The 11,717-nt window shown below is 72.4% G+C and carries 15 protein-coding genes and 1 pseudogene; 9 read left to right on the plus strand and 7 right to left on the minus strand.

What is annotated here, in order from left to right:
• A partial coding sequence (locus VGD70_RS22110) for a helix-turn-helix transcriptional regulator (RefSeq protein ID WP_331084291.1) occupies window positions 1-292 on the plus strand: 292 nt, incomplete at its 5' end.
• Window positions 293-645: 353 nt separating this feature from the next.
• On the plus strand, window positions 646-1,659 hold the full coding sequence (locus VGD70_RS22115; protein ID WP_331084293.1) for an aldo/keto reductase: 1,014 nt from the start codon (window positions 646-648) through the stop codon (window positions 1,657-1,659).
• On the opposite strand, the gene VGD70_RS22120 is transcribed toward VGD70_RS22115, so the two are convergent.
• Window positions 1,642-2,511: an RNA polymerase subunit sigma-70 gene (locus tag VGD70_RS22120; protein WP_331084321.1), complete on the minus strand. Its 870-nt coding sequence runs from the start codon at window positions 2,509-2,511 to the stop codon at window positions 1,642-1,644. The two genes, VGD70_RS22115 and VGD70_RS22120, sit on opposite strands and share 18 nt — an antisense overlap.
• 2 nt (window positions 2,512-2,513) lie before the next feature.
• Entirely contained in the window at window positions 2,514-2,900 is a 387-nt protein-coding gene (locus VGD70_RS22125; RefSeq protein WP_331084295.1) for an SgcJ/EcaC family oxidoreductase, read from the minus strand.
• Window positions 2,901-2,974: 74 nt separating this feature from the next.
• Between VGD70_RS22125 and VGD70_RS22130 the strand changes: the two genes are divergently transcribed.
• Both VGD70_RS22130 and VGD70_RS22135 read left to right on the plus strand, forming a co-directional pair.
• Window positions 2,975-3,418 carry a hypothetical protein gene (locus VGD70_RS22130; protein ID WP_331084297.1) on the plus strand — a complete coding sequence of 148 codons (444 nt, stop codon included), beginning with the start codon at window positions 2,975-2,977 and terminating at the stop codon, window positions 3,416-3,418.
• A complete protein-coding gene (locus VGD70_RS22135; protein WP_331084299.1) occupies window positions 3,415-4,293 on the plus strand; it encodes a hypothetical protein in 879 nt (292 codons plus the stop codon). Before VGD70_RS22130 ends, VGD70_RS22135 begins: the two co-directional genes overlap by 4 nt.
• On the opposite strand, the gene VGD70_RS22140 is transcribed toward VGD70_RS22135, so the two are convergent.
• The gene (locus VGD70_RS22140; RefSeq protein WP_331084301.1) at window positions 4,290-6,257 is read right to left on the minus strand and encodes an ABC1 kinase family protein; all 1,968 of its coding nucleotides are present in this window, start codon (window positions 6,255-6,257) and stop codon (window positions 4,290-4,292) included. The two genes, VGD70_RS22135 and VGD70_RS22140, sit on opposite strands and share 4 nt — an antisense overlap.
• 64 nt (window positions 6,258-6,321) lie before the next feature.
• Between VGD70_RS22140 and VGD70_RS22145 the strand changes: the two genes are divergently transcribed.
• The 5 genes from VGD70_RS22145 to VGD70_RS22165 all read left to right on the plus strand — a co-directional run bounded on the left by VGD70_RS22145 (window position 6,322) and on the right by VGD70_RS22165 (window position 9,490).
• A complete protein-coding gene (locus VGD70_RS22145) occupies window positions 6,322-7,338 on the plus strand; it encodes a zinc-dependent alcohol dehydrogenase family protein (RefSeq protein WP_331084303.1) in 1,017 nt (338 codons plus the stop codon).
• A gap of 9 nt (window positions 7,339-7,347) precedes the next feature.
• Window positions 7,348-7,755, plus strand: a complete 408-nt coding sequence (locus tag VGD70_RS22150; protein WP_331084305.1) for an OsmC family protein — start codon at window positions 7,348-7,350, stop codon at window positions 7,753-7,755.
• A gap of 90 nt (window positions 7,756-7,845) precedes the next feature.
• Entirely contained in the window at window positions 7,846-8,019 is a 174-nt protein-coding gene (locus VGD70_RS22155; protein WP_331084307.1) for a hypothetical protein, read from the plus strand.
• Window positions 7,968-8,471 (plus strand): hypothetical protein, encoded by a 504-nt coding sequence (locus tag VGD70_RS22160; protein WP_331084309.1) that lies wholly within the window; start codon window positions 7,968-7,970, stop codon window positions 8,469-8,471. Before VGD70_RS22155 ends, VGD70_RS22160 begins: the two co-directional genes overlap by 52 nt.
• Window positions 8,472-8,569: 98 nt before the next feature.
• Window positions 8,570-9,490 (plus strand): hypothetical protein, encoded by a 921-nt coding sequence (locus tag VGD70_RS22165; protein WP_331084311.1) that lies wholly within the window; start codon window positions 8,570-8,572, stop codon window positions 9,488-9,490.
• 3 nt (window positions 9,491-9,493) lie between these two features.
• Here VGD70_RS22165 and VGD70_RS22170 read toward each other — a convergent pair whose 3' ends face one another.
• From VGD70_RS22170 to VGD70_RS22185, 4 genes and pseudogenes are all read right to left on the minus strand, one after another.
• Window positions 9,494-9,676: a hypothetical protein gene (locus VGD70_RS22170; protein ID WP_331084313.1), complete on the minus strand. Its 183-nt coding sequence runs from the start codon at window positions 9,674-9,676 to the stop codon at window positions 9,494-9,496.
• Window positions 9,677-9,691: 15 nt separating this feature from the next.
• Window positions 9,692-9,859, minus strand: coding sequence for a hypothetical protein (locus VGD70_RS22175; protein ID WP_331084315.1), 168 nt, complete (start codon window positions 9,857-9,859; stop codon window positions 9,692-9,694).
• Between the two features lie 285 nt (window positions 9,860-10,144).
• A complete protein-coding gene (locus VGD70_RS22180; protein WP_331084317.1) occupies window positions 10,145-10,543 on the minus strand; it encodes a DUF2267 domain-containing protein in 399 nt (132 codons plus the stop codon).
• Between the two features lie 411 nt (window positions 10,544-10,954).
• Window positions 10,955-11,407, minus strand: a pseudogene (locus VGD70_RS22185) (SDR family oxidoreductase); the annotation flags it as partial.
• Window positions 11,408-11,717 lie beyond the last annotated feature (310 nt).

The raw sequence follows: 11,717 nt of genomic DNA on the forward strand, positions 1-11,717 counted from the left end.
GCTGCGCGTCTTCGAGTCGGCGGGCGCGACGCACTGGTCCGACCGGGCCCGCGCGGGCCTGCGCGCGGCGGGCGAGACCGGGTGTGCCGCCGCGGACGCGTCGCTGGCCGGCCTGACCCCGCAGCAGGCGGAGATCTCCCGCCTGGTGGCCGTGGGCGCGACGAACAAGGAGATAGCGCGCCGCCTGGTGATCAGCCACCGCACGGTGGACCACCACCTGCGCAACATCTTCACGACGCTGGGCGTCCGTTCCCGGGTGGAGTTGGCCCGCCGCGTGGCCGGCCTGAAGTAGCCCTCGCGTCGAACCGGCCCGGCCGCGCGAGTTGTCCACAGTTGGCCGAGCTGTCCACAGCGGACCCCGACAACCCCGAAACCGTCGGTACCCACCGATAGACTGGCGCTGAGGGGTGCCCCCGGAGTGGGTGGGGGCGTTCGGGACTTGAGTTCTGCACGCGCGCGCGGGCGCGAGGCGAGCCCGCGTATTGCCTGGTCAGGGCTCATTTTCCAGCTCGACGGCTGGTGTCGCCCTTTCCGGCGCGTCGGACGATTGATCGCGTGTGGTGATCGGTGGGATCGGATCCTTCTGTTGGACAGCTGAATCGGTCACGTCCAGACTGGAGGTAACCAGACAATGGAGGCAGATCGATGGAGTACCGCACCCTGGGCCGCACCGGCACGGTCGTGTCCGCGCAGTGCCTGGGCACGATGACGTTCGGCGCCGAGAGCAGTGAGGAGGTGTCGCACGCCCAGCTCGACCGGTTCCTCGAGCGTGGCGGCAACTTCGTCGATACCGCCAACGTCTACTCGCGCGGCGTGTCCGAGGAGATCATCGGGCGGTGGCTGGCCAGGTCGGGCAAGAGGGACCAGCTCGTCATCGCCACCAAGGGCCGCTTCCCCATGGGCGACGGGCCCAACGACGCCGGCCTCACCCGCACCAACCTCACCCGCGCGCTCGACGCCAGCCTGCGCCGCCTCGGCCTCGACCACGTCGACCTCTACCAGGCGCACGCGTGGGACCCGCTGACCCCGATCGAGGAGACCCTCGCCTTCTTCGACGACGCCGTGCGCACCGGCAAGATCCGGTACGCGGGCGTCAGCAACTTCCTCGGCTGGCAGCTCCAGAAGGCGGCCCTGCTCGCCGGCGACGCCGCGCCGATCGTGACCCTGCAGCCGCAGTACAGCCTGCTCGTCCGCGACATCGAGTTCGAGCTCGTCGACGTCTGCCGCAACGAGGGCATCGGCATGCTGCCGTGGTCCCCGCTCGGCGGCGGCTGGCTCACCGGCAAGTACACCCGCGACCAGGCCCCCACCGGCGCCACCCGGCTCGGCGAGAACCCGCAGCGCGGCATGGAGGCCTACGGCCCGCGCAACGCCGAGGAGCGCACGTGGCGCGTGATCGACGCGGTCCGCGAGGTCGCCGAGGCGCGCGGCGTGTCGATGTCGCAGGTGGCGCTCGCGTGGGTCGCCGACCGCCCGGCCGTCACGTCGGTGATCCTCGGCGCCCGCACGGTCGAGCAGCTCGAGGACAACCTCGGCGCCGCGGAGCTGCACCTCACCGACAAGGAGACGACCCTCCTCACCGAGGCGAGCACCCCCATCGCCGCCGACTACCCGTACGGCCCCCTCGGCGTCGACCAGCGCTCACGCCACCTCGGGTAGGCCGAACAGGCCGAGCAGGGCCGGGTCGGCGAACACGGTGATCCGCGCGATCCGCGACCCGGCCACGGTGAGGACCACCACGCCGTACGCCTTGCCGTGGAGGTAGACGGCCGCCGCCGGCTGGGCGTTCGCGGTCACGGGCAGCATGTGCCAGTCGCCGGGGGAGCCGAGGCCTGCCACCGCGCCCCGGAGGGCCTCGCCGCCGTGGGTGCGGGACGCGGGCATCTCCAAGGTCGCGTCCCGGCGCAGCAGGCGGGACAGCGCCGCCGCGTCCGCGTGCTCGAAGGCCGCGATGTACTCGTCGAGCACCGCGCGGGCCGCGGGTGGCTCGGTCACCTCGTCGGGCGACGGCGCCACCTCGTCGAGCCGGGCGCGGGCGCGCTGCAGCGTGCTTTTCACCGCCGCGGTCGACGTGTCCAGCAGCTCGGCCACCTCGGCGGCCGGCCACGCGAGCACCTCGCGCAGCAGCAGGACCGCCCGCTGCCGCGGAGGCAGCAGCTGCAGCGACGCCACCAGCGCGAGCCGCAGCGACTCGCGGTCCTCGGCGGCGGTCGCCGGGTCCGTCGGCATCGGCTGCAGCCAGTCGGCGAACGACGCGCCGGCGTCGAGGTCGGCCGGCAACGCGCGCCTGCCCCGCTGCCGCAGCGCGGTCAGGCACGCGTTCGTCGCGATCCGGTACAGCCACGTCCGCAGCGACGACCGGCCGGCGAACTCCTCGTAGCCACGCCAGGCTCGCAGGTAGGTCTCCTGCACCAGATCCTCGGCGTCGTGCACCGAGCCCAGCATCCGGTAGCAGTGCGCGACCAGCTCCCGCCGGAACGGCTCAGCCTCACGAGTGAACGCGTCGGTCATCGTCACGCCGGGCAGTTGTGGAACGCCGTCACGAGCCACCCGCCGCCGTGCCGGGCGAGCACCCAGGTCTCGATCGCCCACTCGTCCGGCGCGGTCTGCCCGGCCGCCAGCACGGCGCCCCTGCTGACCACCACGGCTACGCCGTCGAGGAACCGGATGCTCCGCACCTCGTGCAGCGCCCGCGACCCCTTCAGCGGCCCGGCGAACATCGCCGCCATCGTGGCCCGGACGGCCGCCTTGCCCTGCAGGAACGTGCCCGGCAGCACGGCGGTCGCGTCCTCGGCGTAGCCGGCGACGAAACCGTCCGCGTCGCCCGCCGCCCAGGCCGCGTACACGCCGTCGAGCACCGCCCGCACCGCGCTGTCGTCCCGCACCAGTGTGTTGGTCATGGTGTCCCTTTCGTAGTCGGTGCGAGGTAGACCCGCGACCGCACCGAAAGGAATCGCGGTAACGGCAAACCGGCGTGCGCGACGCCACGGACGTGACGACCATCGAGAAACACACGATCCCGTGCGACGAGCTCTTCATCCTGAACGCGTGGGACGAGCACGGCAATCCGGTGGAGCACCAGATCCGGCCGGTGCCTCCCGCGACGCAGGCGGACACGCCGGACGAGCCGGACGCACCCGGCGCCCCGGCTGAGGACGACGTGCTCCTGATCGACCAGGACCCATCCTGGGTGGCGACCATCATCAAGGTGGACCACCGGGGCAACCACGTGGCCATCCCGTACTCGGCCTTCCCCCGGCTGTTCGACGACGACACCGGCAACCTCGTGGCCTACCGGCTCGACGCGACCCGCGCCCCCAGGGGTCGTCCGCTGCCCGGCGCCGCGATCCCCGGTCTGGAGCGCGGCACGGTCCTCATGTTCGGCGTCGCGCCGGACGCCGCTGGCGAGCCGCGGTGACCGCGCCGGTCCCGGCGGCGGCGCCGGCGACCGCCCTGGCCGGCGCCGCCGAACGGCTCCGGCAGGCGGCGCGCTGGCTGGTGGTCACCTTCGGCGCGGTGGCCGGGGTGGTGTTCGCCGGCATCGGCATCTCCAGCTTCGGCAGCCTCGATGCCGACACCGAGCACGCCCAGTTCGTCGCGGCGCTCGTCGGGGCCGGGGCGGCCATGGTGGGCACGCTGGTCGCGCTCCTCACCGCCACGGCGCTCGCCGCCGCCAGCGCGGTGGGCCTGGAGGACCTCGTCATGAGCGTGCCCGGATCCTCCTCGCTCGGCCGGGCTCAGGCGGCGGTCAAGGCGAGCCCGTTGCTGGCGCCGTGGAACGGCAAGCCGGCCGACTTCGTGGAGTCGGTGCGGCAGGCCGCGTCGGGCTACCGGGACAAGCTCCAGGAATGGCGCGACGATCCGGCCCAGGACGCCAAGTCCGTCAACCGGGCAGCCAAGTACCACGACTACCTGTCTGGAACCGAGCGCGCGGTTCTGCAGACCGCGAGCTACGTGCGGCTGCACACCCGCTTCCGGCGGGCCGGCTGGATCCTCGCGCCCGCCCTCCTCGTCGCCACCGCCGGTGGGGTGCTGTTCGTCTGGGCCACCGGCGCGCCCGCGACCGAGCACGTCCCCACGAAGGCGACGATCGCCGAGTGGCGGGTGCCCGTCGACCAGCGGGCCGAGGTCGCCGCGCGGCTGGGCGCCACGTGCGCCTACGAGCCCACCGCGGTGCCGGTCGTGATCATCGGATCGCAGGGCACCGAGTACGAGGTCGTCACCGACCCGGCCGAGGGCTGTGCGCCGCTGCGGCTCACGGTCGCCGGCGCGGACGTGGCGCGGACACCCTAGGTAGGGTGGTCGGTGCCCCGGCGGCGCTGCGAGCGGAACACCACGAACAGCAGCCGCAGCCCCAGCAGCGCGCTGATCACCAGCAGGTTGTAGCCGAACAGCTGGTTCAGCGTCACCTCCGGCAGCACCCGCGGCCCGCTCGTGCTCGCCAGCAGCAGCACCGCCATCACCCCGGTCGCCGTGCCGGTGAACGCCAGCAGCACCTCGTGCAGCATCCCGGTGACCACCGCGCGGTCCCGCTCGTCGGCGAAGAGCCGCACGTTCACCGACAGCCGGCCCTGCTCCAGCGCCGCGCCCACCCGGTCGATCCGCCGCGGCAGCCGGCGCAGCACCGGCAGCAGCGACAGCAGCTCGTCCGTGGCCGTGCGGCGCAGCGAGTCCGGCTGCATCCGCTCGCCGACCAGCGCGCTGGCGAACGCCCGCGACTCGACCAGGATGTTGAACCCCGGCGACAGCAGCGCGAGCGTCCCCTCCATCGTCGCGAGCGCGCGGAACACCGCGGCGATCGGCGGCGGGATCGACAGCCGGAAGTCGGCGACCAACCGGAAGAGGTCGGTGAACATGTCCAGGTCCGGGGCCTGACCGTGCGACACGTGCTTGGCGACGAGCCCGCCGAGCGCCCGCTCCAGCCGCTGCTCGTCGATCTCGTCCGGCCGGTCGACGATCTCCATCAGCCCGTCGCGCAGTGCCGCCGAGTCGCCCCGGTCCACCGCGGCCAGCACGTCGCGCAGCCCGTTGCGCAGCCCCGCGTCGAGCCGCCCGACCGAGCCGAAGTCCAGCAGCCCCAGCGTTCCGTCGGTCAGCAGCAGCACGTTGCCGGGATGCGGGTCGGCGTGGAAGACGCCGTGCAGCAGCACCTGCCGCAGCACGCAGTCGAGCAGCGCGCGGGCCAGCCCCTCGCGCCGCGCCGGCTCGACCGAGCCGACCGCCGCGCGCACCGGCTCGCCGTCGAGCCTGCGCATCACCAGCACCCGCTCGCTGGACAGTTCCATGTGGACACTCGGCACCGACACCTCCGTGCCGGTGTAGGCGGCGGTGACCGCGGCGATGTTGCGGGCCTCGACCCGGAAGTCGAGCTCCTCGACGAGCGCGGCGGCGAACCCGTCGGCCAGGTCGACTACGCCGAGCGAGCGGGCCCACCTCGCCCGCAGCTCCAGCGACCGCGCGACCCGGTCGACGATGTCGAGGTCGCGCTCCACCACCCGGTCGATGCCCGGCCGGCGCACCTTCACCACGACCCGCTCACCGCTGTGCAGCCGCGCCCCGTAGACCTGCGCGATCGACGCCGTGCCGAGGGGCTCGCGGTCGAACTCGGCGAACACCTCCTCCAGCGGCCGGCCGAGCTCCTCGACGAGCTCGCGCTCGATCCCGGCCGGGTCGACCGGCGCGACCTGGTCCTGCAGCCTGCTCAGCTCGTCGATGTAGGCGGCCGGCAGCAGGTCCGGCCGGGTGGAGAGGACCTGGCCGAGCTTGACGAACGTGACCCCGCCGTCCTCGAGTGCCCGGCGCAGCGACCGGGCGAGGACCGCCTGGCGCCGCCCGCCGTCCTCCCGCCGACCCACGAGGTACTGGCCGATGCCGTGCCGCACCGCGATGCGGGTGACCTGCGAGTACCGCCGCGCCCGGCCGAGGCGCCTGCGCAGCGAGCGGACCCGGCCGACCACGCCGAGCCCGCCGCCGCTGGGGAAGGCCATCTCGGTGAGGAACAGGAAGATCAGCGTCGCGAGGAACGCGCAGCCGGCGACCGGGATGAGCAGGCCGAGGAACGCGCCGGTGGAGCGCTCGAAGGTCGGGACGAGCGCGATCATCAGCCGGGCGGCGACACCCCAGCCCACGGCGGCGCCCACGAGCGCGCGCACGGTCCTGATCCGTACCCCGAGCACCCGCCGCGACGCCACCACCAGCGGCCACAGCATGAGGACGTAGAGCGGCAGGCTGAGCAGTCCGAATATCACGGTTGCCATCGCGGTTGATCGAAGCACACCTGGCGTCGTACGTCCCGCGTTCGGTCGGCTATAGCCTATAGCCGTGCGGGCGGTCGTCTACTCCGAGTACCGGGCGCTGCCGGTGGTCACCGAGGTGCCGGAGCCGGCCTGCCCGGACGGCGGTGTCGTCGTCGACGTGCGGGCCACCGGGGTGTGCCGGTCTGACTGGCATGCCTGGCAGGGCCATGATCCCGTTGCGCTGCCGCACATCCCGGGCCACGAGCTGGCCGGCGTGGTCGCGTCGGTGGGCCCCGCGGTCACCCGCTGGCGGCCGGGGGACCGGGTCACCGTCCCGTTCGTCTGCGGGTGCGGGGAGTGCGCCTACTGCCTCGCCGGCGACGCGCAGGTCTGTCCACACCAGACTCAGCCGGGTTTCACCGGCCCCGGCTCGTTCGCCGAGCGGGTCGCGATCCACGCGGCCGACGCGAACCTCGTGGCGCTGCCCGAGTCCGTCGACCTCGTCACCGCCGCGTCGCTCGGCTGCCGGTTCGCCACGGCGTTCCGCGCGCTCACCGTCCACGGCGGGCTGCGCGGCGGGGACTGGCTGGCCGTGCACGGCTGCGGTGGGCTCGGCCTGTCCGCGGTGATGATCGGCGTGGCGCTCGGCGCGCGGGTCGTGGCGGTCGACCTCTCGGCGGCGGCGCTGGCCAGGGCCCGCGAGCTCGGCGCGCACCCCGTCGAGGACCCGGCGGCCATCGCGGAGCTCACCGGCGGCGGCGCACACGTGTCGATCGACGCGGCCGGCTCGCCGGCCACCGCCGTGGCGTCGGTGCGCTGCCTGCGCCGCCGCGGCCGGCACGTCCAGGCCGGGCTCCTCCTCGGCGCCGCGTCGACCCCGCCGCTGCCGATGGACCTCGTCGTCGCGCACGAGCTGTCCGTCCACGGCACACACGGCATGGCCGCCCGCGACTACCCGCCGCTGCTCGACCTCGTCGCGGCCGGCACGCTGCGCCCGGACCTGCTGGTGGGCAAGGTGATCGACCTCGCCGGCGCCCCGGCCGCACTGTCCGCAATGGACACTCCGGCCGCGGGCGCGGGCATCACCGTCGTCCGGCCGTAGGGTGGCGGCATGGACTCCTTCAGGTCGGTGCGGATCGAGCGGGACTCGGTCGGCCACTACACGGTGCACAACGCGCGCGGCGCCACGATCCCGGTCGGCGGCGACGACTTCTCCCCGGTCGAGCTGCTCCTCGCCGCGATCGGCACCTGCACGGCCGTCGACACCGACGTCGTGGTGAGCCGCCGCGTCGAGCCCACCGACTTCACGATCACGGTCACGGGCGACAAGGTCTCCGGCGAGACCGGCAACCACCTGGAGAACCTGACCGTCACCTTCGACGTCGCGTTCCCCGAGGGCAAGGCAGGTGACGAGGCCCGCAAGCTCCTGCCCCGCACGGTCGCCCTGTCCCACGACCGTCTGTGCACGGTGAGCCGCACCATCGAGCGCGGCACCCCCGTCACGCCGGTCATCGCCTAGCGGGGAGTCGCGCAGGTTTCGGTTTTGTCCCGGTCGGGAAGCCTTCGGCGGACCCCACCAGGTGAACCGAAGCCGAGCGGAGGACGAGCGATGCCCGTCGTCGGTTGGCATGCCTCGCTCGAGCAGATCCCGCCCAGCCGGCTGCTGCGCGACGTCCGGCACGCCGAGGACGTCGGCTTCCAGGCCGGCTCGTCCTCCGACCACTTCTCGCCGTGGATCCGGCGGCAGGTGACCAGGCGCGGATCCGGCTGGTGTACTCGCTGATGTTCTCGCTGCCCGGCACGCCGACGCTGTTCTACGGCGAGGAGCTCGGGATGCGGGAGAACCTCGACATCCCCGGCCGGCGGAGCGCCCGCTCGCCGATGCAGTGGTCCTCGAGCGAGCCGCACGCGGGCTTCTCCACCGCGCCCGAGGGTGCGCGCCTGTGCCGCCCGCTGCCCGAGGACACGTCGGCGAACGTCACCGACCAGCGCCGCGACCCGAGCTCGCTGCTGAACTGGATGGAGCGGCTGATCCGCCAGCGCAAGGAGTGCCCGGAGTTCGGCTGGGGCGAGCTTTCCCTGCTCCACGCGAAGGGCCCGGTGCTCGCACACCGCTGCGACTGGGACGGCAGCACGGTCGTCGCCGTCCACAACCTCGGCGACAACGACTGCGCGCCTGACGAGGAGATCAAGCTCGACCCGTACGGCTACCGCTGGCTGCGCCCGCGCCACTGAAGAACGACGGCAGGCCGTAATGCCCACCCGTTTCCGGGCGACTCATCGGGTGTCGCGCCGGGCTCCGCGCCGCCTGTCCGCGAGGACACGTCGAGGAGATGACCGCGATGGATCGGCTCGCCGAGCTGGCCGACGGCAACGCGTTGCTGGGCAGCGCGCTGAGCCAGCTGCGTGACAAGGGAATCAGCAACGCGACGGCGGACGCGCTGGTCGGGGTGGGGGTCACCGACGCCGAGCTGGCCGAGTTCCTCGCCCTCGCCGCGCGCGACGTTCCGCGGGCCAACCTGTTCGGCCTCGCGATCTCGCTGCCGGCCTACCTCGACCGCCGCGGCGCCGGCCGGGAGGCGCTCGAACACTGCCTCGAGCCGGGGACGCTGACGGCCGACGAGCTCGAGCACGTGTTCCTGCACATGAACCGCGCGACCACGCCGGAGGTGGTCGTGTGGTGGCACACCAGGCTGACCTCCGTGCTGCGCGACGACAACTTCTACCACCACTTCCTGCGCGAGCACCTCGACGTCGTCCTCGACCGCTGCGCCGAGGAGATGGCGGCGTACCTGCTGCACCCCGACCGCGGACCGGGCCGCCTCAACGTCGACACGTTCGACCTCGTCCTGCGCCGGGTCGCCGATCCGGCGCCGTACCTGCGCCGCTGGCGGGAATGGATCTGGGCCGGCTACTTCGACGTGCCCGCGCGCGAGGGCTCCGAGCATGCGCGAATCCTGTACCAGATCCTCACCGAACGCTGGACCGACGAGCGCTTCGTCCAGTTGCGACAGTCCGCACACCAGCGCCTGCTCACGCTCCTGCGGTTCCACGACCCGGCCCGCCGGGACAACGCGCTGCACCACCTGAACGCGATGGCCGAGGCGAACTACCGGGGCGCGGAGGACATCCGCCGCGAGATCTTCCGCGCAGACACCACGGACCCGACCGCGCTCGGGCAGCTGGCACCCCACCTGGAAGCCCTTGCCGCCGTGGCACGACAACAGCCCGACCGCCGTCCCCTGCCGACCTAGCGGTCACACCAGCGCGTGCCGCTCGATCCGCAGGCCCTCGCCGTCGGTCCAGCGGCCGGGGGCGGTCTCCGCCCAGACGCTGTCCGGCTCGCCGAAGGCGTCGAACGCGTCGGCCAGCTCCCGGAAAACGCCGACGACGTTGAGCTCCCCCGCCGGGTCACGTTGCAGCGCGACGAAGACGTGCATCAGCCGGCGTCCGCGTCAGCGCGTCTCGCCATCCTCGTGATAGGCGGTGAGCAGGTGCTCGGCGAACCACACCAGCGCCGGGCCGTTCGCGTCCAGTCCGGGGAGCACGCGCAGCTCGTCGTACGCCTCTCCGACGACCCTGACCAGGAGCGACCGCTCCTCCTCGACGGACTTCGACGCCATCACGAACTCACTTCCATCGGGTACGGGATGAGGACGGCCCCCGGTTTTCCTGTCCTTACCAAGAAAGTTCCAGTCGTCACCGCACAACTCACTGGCTGACAGCAGCCACCGGGGGCCTAACCGGGCCACGGGAGTCGAAGCCGACGGGCGCCCGTCGGTCTGCTGTACCCCTTGATGGTCTCACCGGCCTGGGTTCGATGTTACGCCGGCGGGTTCGGACACCTACCGGCCTGAGAGGACGAAAACGCACCGCGGAAACCGTCCTGGCCGGTCGATTTCCGCCGGTCAGTTCCCGTCCAGGCGGCCGATTCGCGGGGGCGGGGCCAGCTCGCGGAACTCCAGGGGCAGCTGGCTCATCACGTGGGCGAACTCGCGGCGGTCGACCGCCTCGCGCAGCGTCGTCATGACCGCGGCCATGCCGATGTTCGCCGTGTGGCGGTCGGTCCCGGCACGTTCCGCGGTCCGCCGGATGAACTCGTCGAGGCTGAACCCCTCGGCTTCCTCCTCGGCCGGCATCAAGGGACTGGCGAGCCTGGCGGGGAGCTGCGCCGCGAGGTCCCGCGCCTCCCCACCCGTGATGCGCTCGGCAAGGGTCTTCAAGGTGGCGGCGGTCAGCGTCTCGGCCTGCTCCCGCGAGACGTTGGCGCGCTCGGCCACGAGGTCGACGAACTGGTCGTAGTCCATCGGCCCAGCATGGCCGCGACAGCCACCCTCCGCCTCGGACCACCGGGACCATTCCCACCGCCCCGATTCACCCCGCGAGGCCAACCGGGGTTCACTTCGTGAGCTGGTGGACGGCCGCGATGGTGCGGTCGGGGCAGCGCGAAGGCGGCGCATTCCAGTCGGCCAGGCTGAACCCGACCACAGCCGCGAGGGCCTGCCGCGCGGCTGCGGCAGGCCCTCGCCGAATGGTGCTCGGGTCAGTTGTTCGTGACACCGGCAAACACGCCACCGATCCCCCAAGTGCACCTTCTGTGGCCGGCTCCAGGCGGGCCTGGTCTGGTTGTACCGAATGGGTATTCCTCGGCGTGGGAAACCGGCGCCGTCCGCGTGGAAACCGCCGTCGAGTAGCGAATTCTCGTCGACAACCTGCGATCAGGCGCGTGGACCGAGGAACAGGCCACCGCGTGCGTCGATGACCTGACCGGTGATCCAGCGCGCGGCGTCGGAAGCGAGGAACGCGACTACGTCGGCGACGTCGTCGGGCTCGCCCAGCCGATCGAGCGCCGTCGTTCCAGCGATGAGTTCGGCCAGGCCCGGCGCTTCGAACAACGATCCGTTGGCCGCCGTCCGGGTGGCGCCGGGAGCAACCGCGTTCACCGTGATTCCTCGGACCCCGAGCTCGTTGGCCAAGGTCATGCTCATCGTCTCGACCGCGCCCTTCGTCATGGCGAAGGACGTCTGGGTGGGGTTGGCCATCCGGGTCGCCACGGACGAGATCGTGACGATGCGGCCACCGTCGCGCAGCAGTGCCAGTGCTCGCTGGATGATGAAGTACGGCGCTCGCACGTTCACCGCGAAGAGGTGGTCGAACTCGGCATGCAAGTCGTCACAGAGGTTGGCACGCGACTCCGTGCCGCGTGCCTTCTAGGTCCGGTCGTCGCTGATCAACAAGGGTGCCCCGGCCGGATTCGAAACCTGCGACCTGCCGCTTAGGAGTTCGCAGGATGACTGTTCGCGGGCGGTCATGGAGCACTGAAGCCCCGCTCACACGAGTCCTACCACGTGTGACGGCCGCTGTCGACCGACAGAGCAGTGAGCCCCAAACTGAGACCCGCGACCTGGGTGCTTGGCCCCGGTCCGTGATGCATGCGGCTCACGCGCTCTCGAGGCCTGCGTCCAACGGTTCAGCGGTGGT

It is taken from the genome of Actinophytocola sp., from assembly GCF_036402745.1.
Lineage (GTDB): Bacteria > Actinomycetota > Actinomycetes > Mycobacteriales > Pseudonocardiaceae > Actinophytocola.